This window comes from Massilia antarctica (assembly GCF_015689335.1).
Classification (GTDB): Bacteria; Pseudomonadota; Gammaproteobacteria; order Burkholderiales; family Burkholderiaceae_D; genus Telluria_A; species Telluria_A antarctica.
The window spans coordinates 323,703-344,442 of the sequence record NZ_CP065053.1 but is presented as its reverse complement, the minus strand read 5'-3'; the positions used below and the strand labels follow the sequence as shown (position 1 = coordinate 344,442).

Genomic DNA, 20,740 nt, shown 5'->3' with positions numbered 1-20,740 from the left:
GCCTATTTCATGAGCAGCCCGACCAACACCATGACCGCCGGCGCAATGGCGGCAGCGCCGCCGATCTCCGAAAAGGTCGACCTGCGCACCTGGATCGCCGTCGCCGCCGGCATGCTGGGCGCTTTCATGGCGATCCTGGACATCCAGATCACCAATGCCTCGCTCAAGGACATCCTGGGCACCCTCTCGGCCACCCAGGAAGAGGGGTCGTGGATTTCCACCGCCTACCTGTGCGCCGAAATCGTCGTCATCCCGATGACCGCGCTGCTGGCGCGCGTGTTCGGCATGCGCATGTACATGATGGGCACCACCTCGCTGTTCCTGGTGTTCTCGACCTTGTGCGGCTACGCCTGGAACCTGGAAAGCATGATCGTGTTCCGCGCGCTGCAAGGCTTTACCGGCGGCGCCCTGATTCCCATGGCGATGACCCTGGTCATGGCCAAGCTGCCGGCCTCGCGCCGTTCGGTCGGCATGGCCATCTTCGGCCTGACCGCGACCCTGGCACCGGCCATGGGCCCGACCCTGGGCGGCTACCTGTCCGAAATCTACGGCTGGCCATCGATTTTCTACATCAACTGGGTGCCCGGACTGCTGCTGATCGGCGGTATCTGGTGGGGCCTGGACCGCAGCCCCAGCAACCTTCGCCTGCTGATCAAGGCCGACTGGCTCGGCATCGCCATGATGGCCATGGGCCTCGGCAGCCTGACCATCTTCCTCGAAGAGGGCAATTCGAAGGACTGGTTCGATTCGAACTTCATCATCCTGTTCGCCTCCCTGTCGTTGATTGGCCTGGTGGGATGGGCCGTCACCAGCCTGACGCGCCCCGATCCGTTCGTGAACCTGCGCCTGTACGGCCAGCGCAACTTCATCGTCGCCACGATCTTGTCGGCGGTGATCGGCATGGGCTTGTACGGTTCCTCGTTCCTGCTGCCGCTGTACCTGGGCCAGATCGCCGGCTACACCCCGATGCAGATCGGTGAAGTCATCATGTGGGCCGGCCTGCCGCAACTGTTCGTCATGCCGTTCGCCGCCGCGCTCTCGTCCAAGGTCGACAACCGCATCCTGTGCTCGATCGGCCTGACCCTGTTCGGCATTTCGTGCCTGATGAATTCGCACATGGATGCGACCACCGGATACGACCAGCTTTTCTGGTCTCAGGTCGTGCGCGCCCTGGGCCAGCCTTTCATCATGCTGACCTTGTCGAGCTTCGCGATGCACAAGATCGCGCCGGCCGACACCTCGTCGGCATCGAGCCTGTTCAACATGACGCGTAACCTGGGCGGCTCGATCGGCATCGCCATGCTGGCCACCACGCTCACCAACCGCGAGCACTTCCACTCGGCGATCATCGGCCAGTCGGTCACCGCCACCTCGGCCCCGGTCCAGCAACGCCTGGACCAGCTGACCGCCGCCTTCGTGGCCAGCGGCATCGATCCCGCCAGCGCCGCCAACCAGGCGCTGTCGGTGATCGACCGCGTGGTGCGGCGCGAAGCCTATGTCATGGCCTATAACGATGGCTTTGTCATCATGGCCGTATTCCTGTTCGCTTGCGTCGGCGCGCTGCTGTTCGCCGACAACGTCAAAGCCCCGTCCGGTCCCGGCGCGGGCGCTCATTAAAGTAGGGAGAATCACCTTGAAGCCACTGATCCTGTGCGCGCTGCTGGCGCTGTCCGGCTGTGCCACCGTCGGCACCGATTTCGTCGAACCTGTCGCCGTCGCCAACCCGGCCTGGCGGCACGCCAGCGCCGACAACCTGGCTGGCGCGCGCCTGCCGGCGAGCTGGTGGAGCGTATTTGGCGACACCACCCTGAACGACCTTGAGCAGCGCGCCGTGCGCGACAACCCGGGTGTGAAAGCGTCCGCGCAGCGCCTGCTGCAGGCGCAGGCGCAAATGGGCAACCTGCGCGCGGCGCTGTCGCCGAGCGTGAACCTGAGCACCTCGGTGAGCAATGCGCGCAGTTCGGCCGAGACCTCGCAGGGCCTGGCGTTGGGCCACCGCTCGATCAAAGGGGATAACTATTTTGTCGGTGGTTCGCTCTCGTATGAGCTGGACCTGTGGGGCAGGGTCAAGCGCGTGGTGGAAGCGGCCGACGCCCAGGCCCTGGCGGCCCAGGACGACCGCGATGGCGTGATCTTGCTGCTGTCGGCGCAAGTTGCCAGCACCTACTGGCAGCTGCGCGGCATGGATGCCGAAATGGCGATCCTCAAGAACGCCCTGGCGAGCCGCGGCGAATCGCAGCAACTGGTCGAAGCGCGCTTCGACGCCGGCCTGACCAACGAACTCGATGTGTCGCGGGCCCGGGTCGAGCGCGCCAACGCCGAAGCGGACCTGCACGAAGTACAGCGTCAGCGCAACCTGCTCGAACACAGCCTGGCCACCCTGGTGGGCGTGTCGCCGTCGTCGCCGCTGATCGCCGCGGCCGCCAAGGTGGACCTGCCGGCGCCGCCGGCCATTCCGGTCGGCCTGCCGGCCAGCCTGCTGTCGCAGCGGCCGGACCTGGCCTCGAGCGTGGCGGCCCTGCGCGCGGCCAATGCGCAGGTGGCGGTGTCGGAAGGGGCGTTTTATCCCTCGCTGACCCTGACCGGCAATTTTGGTTTCGCTTCCGAGAGCCTGAGCAATCTCACCAATAGCGGTGCGCGCCAGTTTTCCATCGGCCCGCTGGCCTTGTCGCTGCCGATCTTCGACGGAGGCCGCAACAAGGCCAATCTGGCGATCTCGCAGGCACGTTACGCCGAAGCGCGCGCCAACCACGAAACCAGGTTGCTGACGGCATTGCGCGAAGTGGAAGATGCGCTGTCGGACGTGCAGCAGCGCCAGCGCCAGGGCGAAGTGCAGGCCCAGTCGCAGCAGGCCGCGGCGCGCGCCTTTCTGGTGGCGCAGGCACGCTACGAGCGTGGCTTGTCGACCTACCTGGACGTGACCGACGCCCAGCGCAGCTCACTCAATGCCGACCGCGCCGCCGCGCAAATCCGCACCCAGCGCCTGCTGGCCAGCGTGGCCGTGGCGCGTTCGCTCGGCGGCGGCTGGACCCAGCAAGCGGCCGAGGCGTCCGTCGCCCAAGCGTCGCGTTAAGCTTTACCCGCGGTAGTGCGCCCGGCGCGCTACCGCGGGCCGAAGTGCTCCAGCAGAAAATCGATGAAGGTGGTCAGTTTCGGCGTGGCCTGACGATCGGGCGGATACAGGACATGCATCGTGCGCGGCGCCGGAATATGCGCTTCCAGGAGCGATACCAGCCGTCCCGCCGCCACTTCCTGCGCCAGCATCACCTCCGCCTGCATCACAATCCCGAAGCCCGCCAGCGCTGCCTGTTTCAGCGCCTGGCCATTGTTCGACCGGAACCGGCTGACCCGCGCCTGGGCGGCGCCGTCATCGTCGCCCAGGCGCCAGCGCACCAGTTTTTTCCAGTGCATGAAGTCCAGGCATTCGTGGTCCGCCAGATCGGCCGGCATCCTCGGCTCGCCATGGCGCGCAAGGTAGGCGGGCGAGGCGCAGATCAGCATGCGGTAAGGGCGCAGGCGGCGCGCGATCATGCCCGAATCATCCAGTTCGCCGATGCGGATGGCGGCGTCGTAGCCATCGTCCACCACGTCGACCAGGCGGTCGTTCAATTCCAGGTCGAGGCTCACCTCGGGATGGCGCGCCAGATAGCCTGGCAGCAGCGGCGAGAGCGACTCGCTGCCGAAGGTAACGGGGGCGCTGATGCGCAGGCGCCCGCGCGGGGCGAGCCGCATCGCTTCCGCGCCCGATTCGGCGGCGCGCACCTGCGCCAGGATGCTGCGGCACTGCTCCACATACTGTTCGCCGATTTCGGTCAGGCTCTGACGCCGCGTGGTGCGCGCGAGCAGGCGCGCACCCAGGCGCTCTTCCAGGAAGCGGATGTGCTTGCCGACCATCACGGCCGACATATCGAAACGCGCGGCGGCCGCAGTGAGGCTGCCGTCGTCCACGACTGCGGTGAAAATCTCCATGCTGCGCAGCTTGTCCATTGATTGCGAATTTTTGGTAAGTAATATCCGTCATGTTAGCTCATTTATCTTGATTGCTAACTGAAAGATACTGATTGCTTGCATCGTTCGTTTCTCAACTTACATGGAGTAGCTATGAAAATCATCGTCATCGGCGCCAGCGGCACCATCGGCAAGGCAGTCTCTTCCCATCTGGCCGCGCGCCACGAGATCGTGCGCGTTGGCGCCAGCAGCGGCGACGTGCGCGCCGATATCCGCGACATCGCCCAAGTGCGGCATCTGTTCGAGCAAGTCGGCAAGGTCGACGCCGTGGTGGTGGCCGCCGGCGCCGTGCATTTCGGCGCGCTGGCCGAACTGGGACCGGAGCAGTTCCAGGTTGGCATCGCCAGCAAATTGATGGGGCAGGTGAATGTGGCGCAGGTGGCCCCGGCGTTCTTGAATGACGGCGGATCGATTACCCTGATCAGCGGGATCGTGGGCGAGCACCCGATCCGGTTTGGCGCCTCGGCCAGCATGATCAATAGCGCGGTGGAAGGGTTTGTGCGCGGCGCCGCGATCGAGCTGCCGCGCGGCTTGCGCATCAATGCCATCAGCCCGACGGTGCTGGAAGAATCGCTCGACTCTTATGGTCCGTACTTTTATGGATTCGAGGCGGCGCCTGTCAGCCGCGTGGCGCTTGCGTACAGCCGCAGCGTGGAAGGGGCGCAGACGGGGCAGGTGTATCGGGTGTGGTAGGCCGGCGCGCTTGTTGGCGCCAGTAACAAGGCGGATAATGGCTCGCCACCCATCCGCCCGAAGGCCTCGCATGCTCCCCGATTGCTACGTTTGCAGCAGCTGTCATGAACGATTCGATTTCAAATTTCGTGAGGCGTACTATTACACGGGCGCGGCGCCGGCGGACAAGCAAATCGCCGATGCCGATCTGCTGTGGGTCAATGTGCGTCCCGCGTGGTGCATGGATTGCGAGTGCGTTTGCGTGGCGGAGGACATTGCTCCTCTGAGGGCATTCGAAGGTGCATACGGCGCCGCGCGTGCCGGCCAGCCAGTCGAGTACCCGGCGTATACCGCGTACATGAAGGCGCCGGATGCGCTACGCGAACTCGGGGACCAGCTGCGCTGGCGCATGGGGCGCCGCCATGCGGCCCGGGCGCTTTGTTGCGGAGGATTGCGTTATCAGTGGATGGACGTGGCCCAGCCCCTCCTGAAGCACGCGGAGTGCGACTTCGGTTTCATCGAACCGCGCATTCACATTGGTTCGGGCTGCGGGCGTGGCCCCGGCGTCAGTAGCCCGGCAAATATCCGGCTGTACGACCCTGAAGGGGAATTGATCGGCCAGCTGACGTGGCGAAAAGAGGATGGGCGCATATGGGAGATCGAGCCAATGCGGTATCCGCCGCCTGTCGCTGACGATTAATCGTTCTGTACAGCTTCCAGGACGGTTGGCGCAGCTTTATGAAATGTCGATGTTGAATGCGCTAATCGTTCTGGCGAAGTCGATATGCTCATGCAATGGAACCGCTGATGCCATTGTCATGGGGACAGGTTTCGCCCGGTCCCGCTCGAACAGGACCACAGCCAGCGAACCGCTGACTCTTCGCGATATATAAATCAGTCCGTCAACTCGCTCAGGGTGCGCCTCTACCGCCTTTGCCCATTGCTGCGGAAGCCTGTAATCCGATGTTCCCGTCAGTTCTCCGTTGCCGCCCGATAAGAGCAACGACGACCCGGTCAAATTCGCCAATTTTAATTCTGGCCCTTCAAAGTGCAGCGCGAATCGTCGGGAAATCTCCGACTCCGGGACGAGAAAACGCCCGCCGATGGGTTCGAGATTGTGGAGTACCGATTCGGCAAAAGCGACTTGCAGGTCCATCCCGAGATAGCAGGTTCCAAACCGTTTGGCCGCATCATCGAAGCGGCAGCCACCAGTGCGTCCGAAGAATGGCTCGCCGGTGTTGTGGCCGGAAATCCGATACAGACTGGAGGGTAATACCGGCTCGATGTCGAGCGCGATTCGGTGAAAATTTGCAGGAGGAGGCTTGAGCGGCGTCGTCCCCATGCTCAAAACAGGGCAAATGAGGCCGCTGCGACAAGGACTTCTTTCACGCGCCCCTTTTCGAGTGCTTGCAACGGTGTTTCCTGCAGGGTCGATAGTTTGGTAGTAAAAAAGAAGAATTTTGACGAAGCAGGCAGGGTCCCCAATGCCTTCGACACTTTTTCGATTGCGCGGCGGTCAAACCTTTCGTCGGCGTAAAAAGCGGGGTAGTAATTTTCTCCGGACGGCCCGACCATGGCGAACAGCCGTCCCGATTTCACTGCGTCGCTGATCGATTGGCGCCGAATGCCTAATTTTTCCTGCATCTCGCTCGAGGTGATGAGTTCTCTTTTGTCGATGCGCTCGCGTAAGGTCGCAGCCGATGTGGCGCGCATGGAGGTCATCAATCCCGCGCCTTCCCGGACGGATTCTCTGGTGGACATGGGCCTTGCTTTGCGGCGCCGGACCTCGTCCAGAATGGCACGCACTGTCATGTCCTCCTCCAGCGCGGCAATGTCATCCGGAGCAGATCCCACCAGCTTGCTGGCGTGTTCATCGGGGGAATGCGTTCCGCCACCCGTGGCCATACCGGGTGAACGGTTTGGCAGGTGCAAGGCAGCGGCCTTATCTAGTGCGCGACGGGCCACGACGGGAATGAGCGTGTCAATTTGCGACAACAGCGCCTGGAGCACCGTTTGTACCGCGTCGAGTTCATGCCGCGGGATCGCATACAAAGCGCTGAAAGGCTTTTCAAGCTCTCGCGCAAAATTGTCGGGAGAAGTGAGTGCGGTGGGCTTGTTGAACAAGATCCCGAGCTGATCGAACAGTTCCGATGCGGAATGACGCGGTGCGCTTCCCGGCTTGTTTTTGGTGGTGGCGGACACGATAGCCTCCTCACAAAGGGGTGAATCGAGTATAGGCAGGCATGTCAGTCATGTCAACCGCATCCGTGCCCGGCGATGATCGCTGCAAATGGGGAGCGGAAACAGTGTTTGCCGTCGCCATAGGCATCTCGCTCGAATACGACGATTTCTGCGAAGCCGCTCGTGGCAGCCGATCAGGGTTTCCACCAGCCTGACGCGGCAGCCCGGTCACGCGACCTTGCCGCGAAGAGCGCGCCGCTGTCCTTGCCGACGAAGCCGCGCCCCAAGATAACAGCGCCCCTTGTCGGGGCGCTGTGAAGGGTGAACAGATGGAGAGAAAAATGCTTCCTCTCCAGATCCGGATTACTTGCGATAGACGCGAACGTAGTCAACCTGCATCTTGTTCGGGAACGCGGTCGATCCATCCGGACTGCCAGGCCAGTTGCCGCCGACGGCCAGGTTGAACAGGAGGAAGAACGGTGCATGGAACTCCGAGGTGCCGTTGATGCCGCCGGCGATATTCACTTCATGGAACTTGTTACCGTCCACATACCAGCGGATCGCCGAGGCATCCCACTCCACGGCATACACGTGGTACTGCGAGAAGTCCAGGTTGCCCGATGGGCCGCCATAATTGGCATAGTTGTTGTTCTGATCCGACCAGTGGATGGTGCCATGGTTAACCGCTTCGGAATTGATGTGCTCCATGATGTCAATTTCACCGCTTGCGGGCCAGCCCGCACTGCTGATGGAGTTACCCAGCATCCAGAAGGCCGGCCACGTACCCTTGCCGGTCGGGATTTTCATGCGGGCTTCGATGCGGCCGTACTGCCAGCTGACCTTGTTCTGGGTGGTAATGCGGCCCGAGGTGTACTGCTTGCCCATATAGGCTTCCTTGCGCGCTTCGATCACCAGTTCGCCGCCGGTGACGCGAATATTCTCCGGACGCGCGGTGTAGTACTGCAGCTCGTTGTTGCCGCCACCGTCCCCGTTGACCTCGATGTTCCACTTCGAGTTGTCCAACGAAGTGCCGTTGAACTCGTCCGCCCAGGCCAGGGTCCAGCCGTCGGGCGGCGGCGTGCCGCAGCTCGCGCCGGCGATACTGATCCAGTTCAGGTTGAAGCCCGCGCTGCTGACGAAGGTACCGAGGTTGTACGTACCGGCATTGACGTTAATCGTGCGCTGCACCGTGGTCCAGTTCTGCCAGCCGCCCGTTGCGGGAACCGACGTGTTGCCCAGCCGGATAGTGCCTCCGTTGAGGTCGGCCGAAATCACGCCGCCGGCGGAAGGGGCTGCAACGCGGTATGCAAGGGTATAGGCGCCGGTGGTAGGGAAGGTGACGTTGTTGTGTGCCAGCCATTCGCCGTTGGCAGTCCAGCCAACGTCAAAACCTCCGCCAGCATCGGCAGTGGCTTCAATATCGACGTTGTCGGTGCGGTATTGGTTACCTGTATTGCCAGCAGTGGTGTCAAACGCGTTGGAATAATTTTCAGCCTGGAGTATGCAGATCGCGGCGCTGTTGCCGCTGGAACCTCCTGCCGTCCCTGTCTGCGCCAGCAAGACGGGGGCTTTTCCGCCGTCGACGCTCTCGCGCGCCGTGTTATCGCCACAACCGGCTATGGTGCCGGCAGTCAATAATGATGCCAGCAGGACGTTAATCTTCTTCATCTTCATGTTGAAAGTCTCCGAATTTATAGTTGGGGATACTACGTGCGGGCGACAACCACTTCCAGCCGATGCTTACCGCCATAACGATGTTCGTGGAAACGCTTCCACTGAAGTTGAGTATCTTGTACATTTGGCATATTGTCAAAACCCGCGCAGCGTAATCTCAGTTTCCGCGCGGTTCTGTCGTGTTTACGCCAAAATTTTCTTGCCTCTTGCTGCGGTTCGCACGCAATCCCCTACCACAGCGAGCGCGAGATGGATCGAACGGGGCATGCGCCTGTCGCTTGCGCACGCCAGCCATTGGCCCGGTGTCAAACCCTGCGGCATACCAGCGGCGACCGACAGGGGCGCTCAATACAGATCGTTGCGTACCGCGTGCTCGTAATGGGCATTGGCCTGGGCGACATCGGCCTCGCCGATCATCGCCATCGACACCAGCATCTGGCCCACCGTCGGCAGCCCGGCGCGGTCCAGGCGCGATTCCTCGCGCCACAGGCGCGCGCGGTTGACCGCTTTACCGCAATGCATCAGCACTTCGTCGATCGCCACCACGATGGCCGCTTTCGGCAAACGTTCGCCCTCGGCCAAGGTTGCGAGCAGGCCGGCGTCGGTGCTTACGCGCGCGCGGCCGTTGATGCGCATGAATACTTCCAGGCCCGGGAACAGGAACAGCATGGCGGCGCGCTCGTCGTCGGCCAGGTTGCGCATCGATTCGATGCGGTTGTTCCCCGGCCAGTCGGCAAACGCCAGGGTGCGCGCATCGATCACCTTCACGAAGCCCGGCGGGCCGCCGCGCGGCGACACGTCCAGTCCCTGCGCGCGGCCGGTCGCCAGCGCGAAAAACGTGGCCGCCCCGAGATAGTCTTCGTGCACCGGCACCAGCCGGTCCAGCACCGCTTTCTGGATCCGTTCCGACGGCGCGGCGTACAGCGCATCGAGGTCCGGTTGGGCGGCCGGTTCGCGCTTTTCGATCAAGGCGCGCAGGGATGCGTGCCGGATCTCGAACACATCGAATACGCCCAGCGCGCGCAGCGCCGGCAGTGCCTCTTCGATGTCGGCCTGCACGGCGGCGCGCGCGGCATCTGCCAGCGCCGGATCGGCGAAGGCGCGCGCATTGGCAAGAAAGGCCGCGACCGTACCCTTGCGTATCGTCAGGCCCTGGAAGCTGGCTTCATTCACATCGTCTGGCAGGATATCTTGTGCGTGCATGGCGTCTCCACGTGGATAAAAACCGCAGCATAAGCAAATCCGCTTGTCCGCTGTACACTATATCGGCCAACTAATAACGCGAATCCGCCATGTCCGACCTGAGTCTCGATCCCGCCGCCATCAATACCTCCGAAGGACCCGTGGTCATCGTGGCAGCGGGCAGCCAGGATAGCGAACGTGCTTCTTCCGGCCACCGGCACGCGCGCGGGCAGTTAATGGGATCCTTGCGCGGCCTGTTATCGGTGGGCGTGGAGGATGGCCAGTGGATCGTGCCGGCGATTCACGCGGTGTGGCTGCCGCCGCATCACTTCCATGCGGTGCGCTCGCACGGACCGTTCGCCGGCTGGAGTGCCTACGTCGCCGAGCCGGCATGCGCCGGGCTGCCGCAGCGGCCTTGCACGATCCGCACCTCGGGTCTGCTGCGCGAAGCGGTGCTGCGTGCCGCCACGTGGGCGCTGGAACCGCTCGACGCGCAGCGCGAGCGCATCGCCCAGGTGATCCTCGACGAGATCCGGCACGCACCGCCGGCGCCGTTCGGACTGCCGCTGCCGCGCGATCCGCGCATGCAAAGGGTGGCGCGCGCGCTGATCGACGACCCGGCCGACGAGCGCGACCTGGAACAGTGGGCACAGTGGGCTGCCGTGAGTTCGCGTACACTCACGCGCCGCTTCGCCGCTGAAACCGGGTTTGGGTTCGTCGCCTGGCGCCAGCGCGCGCGCCTGATGCGGGCGCTCGAAATGCTGGCCGCGGACAAGCCGGTGACCACGGTCGCCATGGATCTCGGTTATGCCAGCGCGAGCGCGTTCATCAAGCTGTTCACGCGCGAGTTCGGGGCGACGCCGGCGGCGTACCGGCGCGCGCTGCCCGCACATTAGCGCTGGCTGCGGCGCCACGCCTGCGGCCCCATCCCGAACTGCATCTGGAAGGCGCGCGTGAAATGGGACTGGTCGCAAAAGCCGTGCGCGTGCGCGATGTCGGTGAGCGCTTCTTCGCTGGCCAGCATGGCTGCGCAGGCTGCGGCCACGCGCCTGCGCAGCACGTAAACACGGGCCGGCACGCCGACCGCGTTCTTGAAGGCGCGCGAAAAGTGGCTCACGCTCAGCCCCACGGTGGCGGCAAGGTGGGTGGTGCGCAGCGTGGCGCACAGGTTGGCGTCGATATGCGCGGTCAGCTGGCGTACCTGCCAGGGCGCCAGGGCGCCTTTATTCTGCTCGGGGGAGGTGGCACAGCGCGCCGCATGGAAGCGGCGCACCGGCGGGGCCTTCGGGAAAGTGGAAATCAGGGTCGCTTGCATGGGTCGCTCCAGGGTGGCATGACGATGCTCCGTCAGCGACGATGATGCGTGAAGCCAGCCTGGGCGAACAGGGCCACTCAGGTGAGTGCCTACCCCCCCAAAAGTGTTGGTGCGTTGCGGCGTCCCCGAACCATTACAGGCCGATGAACCCGCGCTCGATCCCGATTGTCACCGCGTGCGTGCGGTTGTTCGCGCCCAGCTTGTCCATGATGTTGCGCAGGTGCCCCTTGACGGTATCTTCCGACAGCGCCAGTTCGCCCGCCACCTGCTTGTTGCTGTGGCCCCGCGCAATCAGCTGCAGCACCTGCACTTCGCGCGGGGTCAGGCATTCCTGGCCGAGGTGGTTGGCCAGTTCGGCCGCGATCTCCGCCGGAAAATAGCGCTTGCCGGCGGCCAGCGCGCGGATCGCCTCGGTCAGCTCCTTGCGCAGTGCGCTTTTCAGCAGATAGGCCTGGGCGCCCGAACGGATCGCCTGCAGCGCGCGCGCGTCGCCCCGATAGGTGGTCAGCACCGCGATGCGCGCCTGCGCGAATTCGGCGCGGATCGCCTGGATCGCTTCGATGCCGTTCATGTCCGGCATCTGGATGTCGATCAGCGCCACGTCCGGCTGCAGCGCGCGGTACTGTGCCACCGCCTCGCGCCCGTCGCCGGCTTCCCCGGCCAGGCACATGTCGCTCTGGCTGGCGATGACGGCGGCGATCCCTTCGCGCATCATCGGATGGTCGTCGCACACCAGCACCCTGATCGGTGTCGTCTCAGGATTCATTGGTTTCCCCTTTTATCATTTTTTTTCGCAGCCAGGCAAACAGGTGGCGCGGCGCGCGCCGGTAGGCCAGTTGCGCCTTGATGCTGAGCCGTACCTCGCTGCCGCGCGCCGGGTCGCTGTGGATATCGAGCAGCGCGCCGATGCGGCCGACCCGCTCGTGCATGCCGCGCAGCCCCCAGTGGTCGGCCCGCCCCATCGGCGTCAGGTAGGCCGCAGCGATACCCAGGCCATCGTCGCTGACCGTCATCTGGAACTGGCGCGCGCCGTACTCGATGTCGACCTTCACGTGCAGCGCCCGCGCATGGCGGAACGCGTTGACGACCGCCTCGTGCCCGACTTGGTACACCTCGTCGCACACCAGCGGACGCAGTGGCGCCGGCGCCCCGCGCACCATGAGCGCAAAGCGCGTGCTGCCTTTCTGTTCGAGGTCCGCGCCCAGCGCCGCCAGGGCGTCGTGCAGCTCGCTCAGGTCGACCGCGCCGGTACGCAGGTCGCGCACCCGGTCGCGTCCTTCGATCAGCACCTCGTCGGCGCGGTCCAGCGCTTCTTCCAGGCTGCGGCGCGCCGGGCTGCCGGCCGGGATGGTGTAGACGATCGCCTGGAAGCGCAGGATCAGCCCGTGCACACCTTGCAGCAAGGTGTCGTGCAAGTCGCGTGCGATGCGTTCGCGTTCGCTGTGGCGCTCCTCGATGCGCTCGCGCAGGCGCTCGGCGGCGCGTCGCATGTTGATCCGGTACAGCGTCCACAAGGCGGCAAACGCCAGCGCGCCCGCCAGCAGCAGGAACAGCGGCTGGCGGTACAGCGCCGGCGGGATGCTGAACTCGAACACGGCTTCGCGGCTGCTTGGCAGTCCATCCTGGTTATGCGCCAGCACGCGGAAGCGGTACTTGCCCGCATTGAGCCCGGTGTAGACCGCCTCGCGCTGGCGTCCCGCGTCCTGCCAGCCGGCGTCGTAGCCGTCCAGGCGATAGCGAAAGTTCAGCCGTTCGGGCGCCGACAGGCTCAGGGCCGTGTAGTCGATCACGATGCGCTGCGCGCCGGCGGAAAGCAGGGCCGGGGCGCCGCTGGCCGCGCGCACGCCATCCACGTGGACGGATTCGATCAGCACCGTCGGCCCGGCCAGTTCGGGACGCGGACGCTCCGGATCGATCCAGGCCACCCCGTTACTGGTCGAGAACCACAGCCGGCCGTCGCCGCTGCGCACCGCCGTGGGCAGCGGCAGCACCTGGTACGGGTCGTTGGCCAGGCCGCCCATCAGGTCATACGAGCGGTAGCCGATGCGGTAATCGGCAGCGGCATAGGCGCGCGCCAGTTCGGCGGCGGTCAGCTGGAAAATGCCCGAGCGCGAGTGCACCCAAAGATCGTCGCTGCTGCCATCCTTGAGCGGCACCACGATGATGGCGTAGATGTTGGCGAACAGGCCGTTGTCGGGCAGGCGCAGCGCGTGATAGCGCTCGCCGTCGATGTAGCCGATGCCGCGCTGGCCGCCGACCCAGGTGCGCTGGCCGTGATGGGTGATGGCGGTGACGTGGCCGATGTCCATGCCGTCGGCCTGGCCCCAGCGTTTTTCGCCGTCGCCTTCGCGCGTGACCAGCAGGTTGTCGCGGTAGCCGAACCACAGCCGCCCCTTGGCGTCGGCCGACGCGGTGACCGGCATGCGCTGGTTGGCCGAGGGCGACGGCGGCGGCGTGGCGATCCACACGCCGTCGTGCAGGCGGAACAGGCCAAGGCGGTTGAACGATACCCACAGGTCGCCAGCGGCGTCGCGCGCCATCGCCCGCACCCACGATTCGGCCAGGGCGGCCGGCGGCAGGCCGGCGAATTTTTCCAGGTGCGCGCCGCGCGAGCGCCAGATGCCGCTCGGGCCACCCATCCAGATGGTGCCTTCAAGATCGCGCATCGCGCACGATACCGGCGCCGGCATGTCCAGCACGTCCATGGCGCCATCCATCAGGCGCATGGCCGGCCGGTTGCTCGGTCCGGCCCACAGGCTGCCGTCGTTGCCGGCCACGAGGGCGAAGTTGAGCGAGCCGGGTGGAAAACCGGCCGGCATCAGCGCGCGCTGGGGGAAGCGGTCCAGCCCACCGTTGCTGCCGACCCAGAGGTTGCCTTCGCCGTCTTCCAGCATCTTCCAGATGAAGTCCGAACTGAGGCCGTCGCGCGCGGTAAACGAGGCGCGCGAGTCGAGGGCGCCGATGCTGGTGGGCTTGGCCACGTATTGCACCCCATTGCCGGTGGTGCTGAGCCACAGGCCGCCGCTGCGGTCGAACAGCAGGCCGATGGCCGGCGTGCCGGTGGTGAGGGAGCTGTAGGTCAGGTGGCCGTCCAGCAGCACCACGCGGTGGATCTTGCCACTGTAGCGTTCCGTGAGCCAGATGGCGCCGTCGGGCGCCTGCGCGATCTGGCTGACCCAGTCGACCGCCAGGCCGCTGTCGATGAAATGTCGTTCGCCCTTGGGCAGGTAGAGCAGGCGGTTTTCGTTGGCGACCCACACGGTGCCGCCGCCGTCGACGAACACGGCGCGCGCTTTTTTTCCTGGGAAGTGCCATCGGGCGCTCACCAGTTCCCAGTCGGCGCCGTTGTAGCGCGCCAGGCCATCGTCGGCGGCGATCCAGATCGCGCCGGTGCGGTCGCGTGCAAGGCTGTAGATGGCGCCCTCGGGCAGGTTGGGGCCGGGCGGGTGTTCGCGCATGCCGCGTGGGCCGATCACGCGCACGCCGCCGAAACGCAGGCCGACCCACAGTTCGTCGTCCACGGCCAGCAGCGAAGCGACGATGCCCAAGGTGTTCAGGCCGGGCGCTTCGTAGCGCACGAAGCGAAAGCCGTCGAAGCGGAACAGCGATTCATTGGTGCCCAGCCACAGGTAGCCGTCGCGGGTCTGGGCGATGGCGCCGACCTGGCTCGGGCCGCCGTCGGCCGCGACCCAGCGCCGGTGCTCCAACTGGTCGAGCGAGCGCACTTGCGCATGCGCGGCGCCGCTGAACGCGAGCGCCAGCACGATGGCGGCCAGGCGCCACCTTGTGCTGGACATGCTGTGCGGTGTCATACCTTGTTCGTCCTGTTCGCTGTGCGGTCAGCTCGGCCTGTCGCTGTTCATGGCGCGCGATGATACCATCCGCGCCGTGGGTTCAAGCCAGTGCGCGCGGGCGCAGCCACATCGCGGCGACCACCACGTGCACGATGGAGCCGGCTGGCGCGTACCACAGCGCAAGCGGAATCGCGAGCGCATACAGCAGCATCGATACGAGGTTCTTGCGCTCCATCCAGCTCGGGCGCGCGGTGCCGGCATGCGTCGCGCCGCGCCGGCGCAGCACCTCGTCGAGCACCACGAAGCCGATGGAGCACATCAGCAGCACCGCGCCGTACATGGCCACCGGGACCGAATCGAACGGGTGTTCGCCGGCCCAGGCGGTGACGAAGGGGATCAGCGAAATCCAGAACAGCAGGTGAAGGTTGGCCCACATGGCGAGACCGTCGACTTTCTGCACCTTGTCGAACAGGTAGTGATGGTTGATCCAGTAGATGCCCACGTAGATGAAGCTGAGCAGGTAGCGCAGCAGCACCGGTAGCACCGGCGCCAGGTCGTGCAGCGTAGTGCCGTGCGGGGTTTTCAGTTCCAGCACCATGATGGTGATGATGATGGCGATGACGCCATCGCTGAATGCTTCGAGACGGACTTTGTTCATGTGGCCCCCTTGGCCGGTTCGGGCAGTACCAGTTCGGCGCCCAGGATCGCGATCGGAACCATCAGCGCGATGAATCCGAACGCCTTGAACGCAAACGCTGCGGCGATGGCGCCGGTGCCGAAGGCTAGCACGGGCCAGAAAAATTTGCCGCAGCGGGCGCCGGTGGCGGCGTCGCCGGCGCCACGCAGCACGTCGATGCTGTCGATGACAACCTGGGTCACGTTCCCGGTCATCATGGAAGTGGGCGCCAGCTGCGCCAGCAGCAGGCGGCTGCTGGCGCTGTGCGCGCCCATGGCGGCGGTGCCCAGCAGGCCCGCCGTCATGGCCAGTGCGGAGGCGCTGCCGCCGATGGGCGAGGCGGCCATCCCGGCCAGCATGAAGCCGGCCAGCAGGATCACTTGCAAGGTCAGGGCCAGCTTGAGGGCTGGCCACTGGCGCCGTTGCGCGGCGAGGATCAGCAGGCGTGCCATGGCGATGCCCACGATGAAGGCGGGGAAGGCCAGGAACTTCAGCAGGATCGACGCCTTGGAGGCGTCGGCCAGCGCAACCCCGATCAACACGAAGTTGCCGGTCACATGGGCGGTGAACAACCCGAACAGGGCGACGAAGCCCAGGGTGTCCACATAGCCCGCCAGGAAGCCCATGTCGATGCTGCGAAGGCGGTTGCGCTGGTCGGGGGTCACGATTTGGCGAAAGCGAGAATGTCGGCGTTGACCTTGTCCTTGTGGGTGTCGGTCAGGCCGTGCGGGGCGCCGGGATAGATAATCAGCTTGGCGTCCTTGACGATGGCGGCCGACGCCTTGCCGGCGGCGTCGATCGGCACGATCTGGTCGTCGGCGCCGTGGATGATCAGGGTCGGCTTGTCGAATTTTTTCAGGTCGGCGCGGAAGTCCGTTTCGGAGAACGCCTTGATCGAATCGTAGGTGTTCTTGTGGCCGGCCATCATGCCTTGCATCCACCAGGCGTTGATCAGGCCTTGCGATGGCTTGGCGCCAGGACGGTTGAAACCGTAGAAGGGGCCGGAAGCGAGATCGAGGTAGAACTGCGAGCGGTCCTTGACGCAGGCGCTGCGGATGCCGTCGAATACGTCCATCGGCAGGCCGCCCGGGTTGTCGGCGGTTTTGAGCATCAGCGGCGGGACCGCCGAGATCAGGCCGAGTTTGGCGACGCGCCTGGTGCCGTGGCGGCCGACGTAGCGGGCCACTTCGCCGCCGCCGGTCGAGAAGCCGATCAGGATGGCGTTTTTCAGGTCCAGCGCTTCGATGACCTGGGCCAGGTCGTCGGCGTAGTGGTCCATGTCGTTGCCGGTCCAGGGTTGGCTGGAACGGCCATGGCCGCGGCGATCGTGGGCGATGACGCGGAAGCCGTTGTTCGCAAGGTGGAACATCTGCGATTCCCAGCTGTCGCTGTTGAGCGGCCAGCCGTGGCAGAACACGACCGGCTGGCCGCTGCCCCAGTCCTTGTAATACAGTTCGACGCCGTCTTTGGTGGTGATGGTGCTGGAGGTGCGCTTGATGGCGGCGGCGGGTGCGGCTTGCGCGCCGGTGCTCATGGCGGCCAGCGGGATCGCGGCGGCGAGGGAAGCGCCGGCGGTGATGGCTGCGCGGCGGGAGAGGGTTTTCTGGTTGTCGTTTGTGGACATGATGGCTTTCTTGTTGTCGTTAGCTCCGTCGTTCCCGCGCAGGCGGGAACCCAAGTGCGTGCCGATGCTACTGGCGAATCAATAAACTTGGGTTCCCGCGCGCGCGGGAACGACGGATTTTTTAGCGTGCTGGCACCGGCGCCAGCACTTCGTGTTCGCCCGTGGTGCGTTCGGCTGCCTTGTGCACCATCGTGTAGGCGTAGTCGACGCCCATGCCGTACGCGCCCGAGTGTTCGCGCACGATCGCCATCACGGCGTCATAGGTCTCGCGGTGTGCCCAGTCGCGCTGCCATTCCAGCATCACCTGCTGCCAGGTCACCGGCACCACGCCGGCCTGGATCATGCGCTGCATCGCGTAGTCGTGCGCTTCCTTCGAGGTGCCGCCCGATGCATCGGCCACCATGTAGATCTCGTAGTCGCCTTCCGCCATGGCGCACAGCGCGAAGCTGTTGTTGCACACTTCCGTCCACAAACCGGCCACGATGACCTTTTTACGGCCGTTGGCTTTCAACGCATCGCGCACCTTCTGGTCGTCCCACGAATTCATCGAGCTGCGCTCAAGGACTTTCTGGCCCGGGAACACGTCCAGCAGTTCCGGATAGGTGTGGCCGGAAAACGCTTGCGTTTCGACGGTGGTGATCACGGTCGGGATGTTGAACGCCTTGGCGGCCTTGGCCAGCGCCACCGTGTTGTTCTTGAGGACCTGGCGGTCGATCGATTGCACGCCGAACGCCATTTGCGGCTGGTGGTCGATGAAGATCAGTTGCGAGTTGTGTGGCGTCAGGACGTCGAGTTTCGGATTCATGTAATACACTCCTTGGTTAAAAAATGGGGCTGGTCAGAACGCGAAGCAGCTGCAGCCGAGCGCGCCCCAGAAGCCGGTATGGCTGGTCACCGGGATGGTCGATTTACGCGCGATGCCATGGGCGTGGCCATGCACGCCGCACGAACCCGCGCACAGGTGCGGCAGCGCCGTGCGGGTCGCGGCCGGCCGGTAATGGCCGCCGAAAGTTTTCACGGGCGACCAGTCGGGCAGCACGGGAATCGGGGCCGGTGCCAGCGGCGCAAAGTCGCCGGCGCCGTACACCACCTTGCCGCCGACGACCGTGAGCACCGATTCGAGCGCCTTGATATCGTCTTCCGGCACGCTGAAAAAATCGGCCGACAGCACCGCCAGGTCGGCCAGCTGGCCCGCCTTGATGCGGCCTTTCTGGTGCTGCTCGCTGGAGAACCACGCGCTGCCCGAGGTCCATAGTTCGAGCGCGGTGGCGCGTGGCATCTGCTGGTCGGCGCCGTACAGGCGTAAGCCGCCGACGGTGCGGCCGGACACCAGCCAGTACAGCGCGGTCCACGGGTTGTAGCTGGCCACGCGGGTGGCATCGGTGCCGGCGCCGACCGGCACGCCGGCCTCCAGCATGCGTGCGATGGGGGGCGTGTGGCGGGCCGCTTCGGCGCCGTAGCGTTCGACGAAATACTCGCCCTGGAAAGCCATGCGGTGCTGGATCGCGATGCCGCCGCCGAGCGCGCGCACGCGGTCGATATTGCGTGGGGTGATGGTTTCGGCATGGTCGAACATCCAGCGCAGGCCGTCGAAGGGAATGTCGCGGTTGACCTTTTCGAACACGTCGAGCATGCGCGAGATCGATTCGTCGTAGGTGGCGTGCAGCCGGAATGGCCAGCGCTGCTCGACCAGGTGGCGCACGACTTTTTCGAGTTCGTCTTCCATGCCGGCGGCCAGTTCGGGACGCGGTTCGAGGAAGTCTTCGAAGTCGGCCGCCGAGAACACCAGCATTTCGCCGGCGCCGTTGTGGCGGTAGTAGTCGCTGCCGTCGCCCGGCTTGATCATTTTGGTCCAGGCCTGGAAGTCCTGCAGTTCGGCGCCCTTGTTTTGGGTGAACAGGTTGTAGGCGATGCGCACGGTGAGCTGCTTGTGGCGCGCGAGCTGGTCGACGATGGCGTAATCGTCGGGGAAGTTCTGGAAGCCACCGCCGGCGTCGATCACGCTGGTCACGCCCAGGCGATTGAGTTCGCGCATGAACTGGCGCGTGGAATTGACCTGGTGTTCGAGCGGCAGGGCGGGGCCCTTGGCCAGGGTGGCGTACAGGATCATCGCGTTGGGCCGGGCGATCAGCATGCCGGTCGGGTTGCCGGCCGTATCGCGCACGATTTCGCCGCCGGGCGGATTGGGCGTGTCGCGGGTGTAGCCGACTATAGTGGATCCACATTTTGAGACAGTGGCCACGGGGTAGTTTAAGCTATCGTCCTTGAAAGGATGACAGCAAATGGGTGAAGCAAAAAAGCGCAAGGTACACACGGCCGAGTTTAAGGCGAAGGTCGGCCTGGAGGCGGTTCGCGGGGTCAAGACAATCAGCGAGATCGCGCAGTCATACGCCGTGCATCCGCAACTGGTCGGGCAGTGGAAGAAGGAAATTCTTGAGTCCGCAGGGGCGCTGTTCGAGGGTAAGCGCGGGCCCAAGCCGGCCGAGGACAAGGGCGACGAAGAGCGGCTGTATGGCGAGATCGGGCGGCTGAAGATGGAAGTCGATTGGCTCAAAAAAAAGTTGGGGGTGTGAGCCAGGAAGCCAGGATGAACTGGATCGACGGCGCCGAGGAACTGCCTCTGAGCCGACAGTGCGAGCTGGCCGAAGTGCCGCGCGCGACGGTGTACCGGCGACTGACTGCCAAGGTGCCGGAAGATGCTGGTGCCGAGGACTTGCTGTTGTGCCGGCTGATCGACGAGCAATACACGAACCGGCCGTTCTACGGCAGCCGGCGCATGGTGGTGTTCCTGCGCGCGGCGGGCCACGTCGTCAACCGCAAGCGCGTGCAGCGACTGATGCGCCGCATGGGGCTGGCCGGGATGGCGCCGGGGCCGAACACGAGCAAGGCTCATCCAGAGCACAAGGTGTATCCGTATCTGTTGCGGGGCGTGCCGGTGACGCGGCCCAACCACGTGTGGTCGACAGATATCACCTACATCCGGTTGGCGCGGGGATTCGCCTACCTGGTGGCGGTAATCGATTGGTACAGCCGCAAGGTCCTGTCCTGGCGGCTCAGCAACAGCATGGATGCGTCGTTCTGTGTGGACTGCCTGGAGGACGCCCTACGCGAGCATGGCAAGCCCGAGGTGTTCAACAGCGATCAGGGTTCGCAGTTCACGAGCAAGGCGTTCACGGACGTGCTCAAGCGCGAACGGGTGGACATCAGCATGGACGGGAGAGGGCGGGCCCTGGACAACATCTTCGTCGAGCGCCTGTGGCGCAACGTGAAGTACGAGGACGTGTACCTGAAGGGCTACGCCAACATGGCCGAGCTGATGGTGGGATTGGCCCAGTACTTCGCGTTCTACAACGCGGAGCGTCCTCACCAGTCCCTTGGCTACGAGACGCCCGCCAGCGTCTATCGCAGCGGGACCGGCGGCGGAGCGCTGATCGTCGACAAGTATGGCGACGCCGAGGCGGTCGTTGAGGGAACGGTGTGCGGGTAGAAAGCCCTGCCGGGGGCGGCCACTGGAGGATGATGCCCTCCAGCGGCATGATTAGAGAATCACGGGGCAGCGCCGACCAGCTGCAGCGGTGGAAACGGACACAGCTTAAACTTGCTGAATAATTGTC

19 protein-coding genes are annotated in these 20,740 nt (G+C 64.8%); 6 read left to right on the top strand and 13 right to left on the bottom strand.

All coding sequences use genetic code 11. From position 1 onward, the window contains the following. Window positions 1–9 precede the first annotated feature (9 nt). Both IV454_RS01605 and IV454_RS01600 read left to right on the top strand, forming a co-directional pair. A complete protein-coding gene (locus tag IV454_RS01605; protein WP_206089893.1) occupies window positions 10–1,617 on the top strand; it encodes a DHA2 family efflux MFS transporter permease subunit in 1,608 nt (535 codons plus the stop codon). Between the two features lie 16 nt (window positions 1,618–1,633). After that, entirely contained in the window at window positions 1,634–3,073 is a 1,440-nt protein-coding gene (locus IV454_RS01600; protein WP_229521991.1) for an efflux transporter outer membrane subunit, read from the top strand. Between the two features lie 29 nt (window positions 3,074–3,102). On the opposite strand, the gene IV454_RS01595 is transcribed toward IV454_RS01600, so the two are convergent. After that, a complete protein-coding gene (locus tag IV454_RS01595) occupies window positions 3,103–3,987 on the bottom strand; it encodes a LysR family transcriptional regulator (protein ID WP_206089891.1) in 885 nt (294 codons plus the stop codon). A gap of 114 nt (window positions 3,988–4,101) precedes the next feature. On the opposite strand from IV454_RS01595, the gene IV454_RS01590 reads away from it, so the two are divergent. Then, a complete protein-coding gene (locus tag IV454_RS01590) occupies window positions 4,102–4,701 on the top strand; it encodes a short chain dehydrogenase (protein WP_206089889.1) in 600 nt (199 codons plus the stop codon). 70 nt (window positions 4,702–4,771) lie between these two features. After that, window positions 4,772–5,380 (top strand): hypothetical protein, encoded by a 609-nt coding sequence (locus tag IV454_RS01585; RefSeq protein ID WP_206089888.1) that lies wholly within the window; start codon window positions 4,772–4,774, stop codon window positions 5,378–5,380. A 36-nt stretch (window positions 5,381–5,416) separates the two neighbouring features. Here IV454_RS01585 and IV454_RS01580 read toward each other — a convergent pair whose 3' ends face one another. The 4 genes from IV454_RS01580 to IV454_RS01565 all read right to left on the bottom strand — a co-directional run bounded on the left by IV454_RS01580 (window position 5,417) and on the right by IV454_RS01565 (window position 9,504). Beyond that, a complete protein-coding gene (locus IV454_RS01580) occupies window positions 5,417–6,022 on the bottom strand; it encodes an RES family NAD+ phosphorylase (protein WP_206089886.1) in 606 nt (201 codons plus the stop codon). Window positions 6,023–6,024: 2 nt separating this feature from the next. Next, window positions 6,025–6,882, bottom strand: coding sequence for a hypothetical protein (locus IV454_RS01575; RefSeq protein WP_206089885.1), 858 nt, complete (start codon window positions 6,880–6,882; stop codon window positions 6,025–6,027). A gap of 342 nt (window positions 6,883–7,224) precedes the next feature. Beyond that, entirely contained in the window at window positions 7,225–8,535 is a 1,311-nt protein-coding gene (locus tag IV454_RS01570; RefSeq protein ID WP_206089884.1) for a carbohydrate-binding protein, read from the bottom strand. Window positions 8,536–8,880: 345 nt separating this feature from the next. Next, window positions 8,881–9,504, bottom strand: coding sequence for an MSMEG_1061 family FMN-dependent PPOX-type flavoprotein (locus IV454_RS01565; protein WP_370663799.1), 624 nt, complete (start codon window positions 9,502–9,504; stop codon window positions 8,881–8,883). 323 nt (window positions 9,505–9,827) lie between these two features. Here IV454_RS01565 and IV454_RS01560 point away from each other — a divergent pair, with 323 nt between their 5' ends. Continuing rightward, the gene (locus IV454_RS01560; protein WP_206089882.1) at window positions 9,828–10,613 is read left to right on the top strand and encodes an AraC family transcriptional regulator; all 786 of its coding nucleotides are present in this window, start codon (window positions 9,828–9,830) and stop codon (window positions 10,611–10,613) included. Here IV454_RS01560 and IV454_RS01555 read toward each other — a convergent pair. From IV454_RS01555 to IV454_RS01520, 8 genes are all read right to left on the bottom strand, one after another. Then, window positions 10,610–11,032, bottom strand: coding sequence for a helix-turn-helix domain-containing protein (locus IV454_RS01555; RefSeq protein ID WP_206089881.1), 423 nt, complete (start codon window positions 11,030–11,032; stop codon window positions 10,610–10,612). The two genes, IV454_RS01560 and IV454_RS01555, sit on opposite strands and share 4 nt — an antisense overlap. Window positions 11,033–11,165: 133 nt before the next feature. After that, the gene (locus IV454_RS01550) at window positions 11,166–11,798 is read right to left on the bottom strand and encodes a response regulator (RefSeq protein ID WP_206089880.1); all 633 of its coding nucleotides are present in this window, start codon (window positions 11,796–11,798) and stop codon (window positions 11,166–11,168) included. Next, window positions 11,788–14,844 carry a sensor histidine kinase gene (locus IV454_RS01545; protein WP_206089879.1) on the bottom strand — a complete coding sequence of 1,019 codons (3,057 nt, stop codon included), beginning with the start codon at window positions 14,842–14,844 and terminating at the stop codon, window positions 11,788–11,790. The genes IV454_RS01550 and IV454_RS01545 overlap by 11 nt, the downstream gene beginning before the upstream one ends. Window positions 14,845–14,926: 82 nt before the next feature. Then, window positions 14,927–15,484, bottom strand: coding sequence for a TMEM175 family protein (locus IV454_RS01540; protein WP_206089878.1), 558 nt, complete (start codon window positions 15,482–15,484; stop codon window positions 14,927–14,929). Next, the gene (locus IV454_RS01535) at window positions 15,481–16,167 is read right to left on the bottom strand and encodes a YoaK family protein (RefSeq protein WP_229521990.1); all 687 of its coding nucleotides are present in this window, start codon (window positions 16,165–16,167) and stop codon (window positions 15,481–15,483) included. The genes IV454_RS01540 and IV454_RS01535 overlap by 4 nt, the downstream gene beginning before the upstream one ends. Continuing rightward, window positions 16,164–17,126 carry an alpha/beta fold hydrolase gene (locus tag IV454_RS01530; protein WP_206089877.1) on the bottom strand — a complete coding sequence of 321 codons (963 nt, stop codon included), beginning with the start codon at window positions 17,124–17,126 and terminating at the stop codon, window positions 16,164–16,166. Before IV454_RS01530 ends, IV454_RS01535 begins: the two co-directional genes overlap by 4 nt. Before the next feature lie 121 nt (window positions 17,127–17,247). Beyond that, window positions 17,248–17,931, bottom strand: coding sequence for a hydrolase (locus IV454_RS01525; RefSeq protein ID WP_206089876.1), 684 nt, complete (start codon window positions 17,929–17,931; stop codon window positions 17,248–17,250). Between the two features lie 33 nt (window positions 17,932–17,964). Beyond that, window positions 17,965–19,368 (bottom strand): amidohydrolase family protein, encoded by a 1,404-nt coding sequence (locus IV454_RS01520; RefSeq protein ID WP_206089875.1) that lies wholly within the window; start codon window positions 19,366–19,368, stop codon window positions 17,965–17,967. Between the two features lie 40 nt (window positions 19,369–19,408). On the opposite strand from IV454_RS01520, the gene IV454_RS01515 reads away from it, so the two are divergent. Beyond that, window positions 19,409–20,613, top strand: a protein-coding gene (locus IV454_RS01515) for an IS3 family transposase (protein WP_206088614.1) whose coding sequence is annotated in 2 segments (ribosomal slippage) — window positions 19,409–19,694 and window positions 19,694–20,613 — 1,206 coding nt in all. Because the reading frame shifts where the segments join, the coding sequence is not laid out codon by codon here. Window positions 20,614–20,740 lie beyond the last annotated feature (127 nt).

Coding starts and splice junctions, on each gene's coding strand:
- IV454_RS01585 (WP_206089888.1), top strand. CDS start 4,772: ATGCTCCCCGATTGCTACGTTTGCAGCAGCTGTCATGAACGATTCGAT.
- IV454_RS01590 (WP_206089889.1), top strand. CDS start 4,102: ATGAAAATCATCGTCATCGGCGCCAGCGGCACCATCGGCAAGGCAGTC.
- IV454_RS01605 (WP_206089893.1), top strand. CDS start 10: ATGAGCAGCCCGACCAACACCATGACCGCCGGCGCAATGGCGGCAGCG.
- IV454_RS01580 (WP_206089886.1), bottom strand. CDS start 6,022: ATGGGGACGACGCCGCTCAAGCCTCCTCCTGCAAATTTTCACCGAATC.
- IV454_RS01550 (WP_206089880.1), bottom strand. CDS start 11,798: ATGAATCCTGAGACGACACCGATCAGGGTGCTGGTGTGCGACGACCAT.
- IV454_RS01555 (WP_206089881.1), bottom strand. CDS start 11,032: ATGCAAGCGACCCTGATTTCCACTTTCCCGAAGGCCCCGCCGGTGCGC.
- IV454_RS01560 (WP_206089882.1), top strand. CDS start 9,828: ATGTCCGACCTGAGTCTCGATCCCGCCGCCATCAATACCTCCGAAGGA.
- IV454_RS01595 (WP_206089891.1), bottom strand. CDS start 3,987: ATGGACAAGCTGCGCAGCATGGAGATTTTCACCGCAGTCGTGGACGAC.
- IV454_RS01540 (WP_206089878.1), bottom strand. CDS start 15,484: ATGAACAAAGTCCGTCTCGAAGCATTCAGCGATGGCGTCATCGCCATC.
- IV454_RS01530 (WP_206089877.1), bottom strand. CDS start 17,126: ATGTCCACAAACGACAACCAGAAAACCCTCTCCCGCCGCGCAGCCATC.
- IV454_RS01570 (WP_206089884.1), bottom strand. CDS start 8,535: ATGAAGATGAAGAAGATTAACGTCCTGCTGGCATCATTATTGACTGCC.
- IV454_RS01525 (WP_206089876.1), bottom strand. CDS start 17,931: ATGAATCCGAAACTCGACGTCCTGACGCCACACAACTCGCAACTGATC.
- IV454_RS01545 (WP_206089879.1), bottom strand. CDS start 14,844: ATGACACCGCACAGCATGTCCAGCACAAGGTGGCGCCTGGCCGCCATC.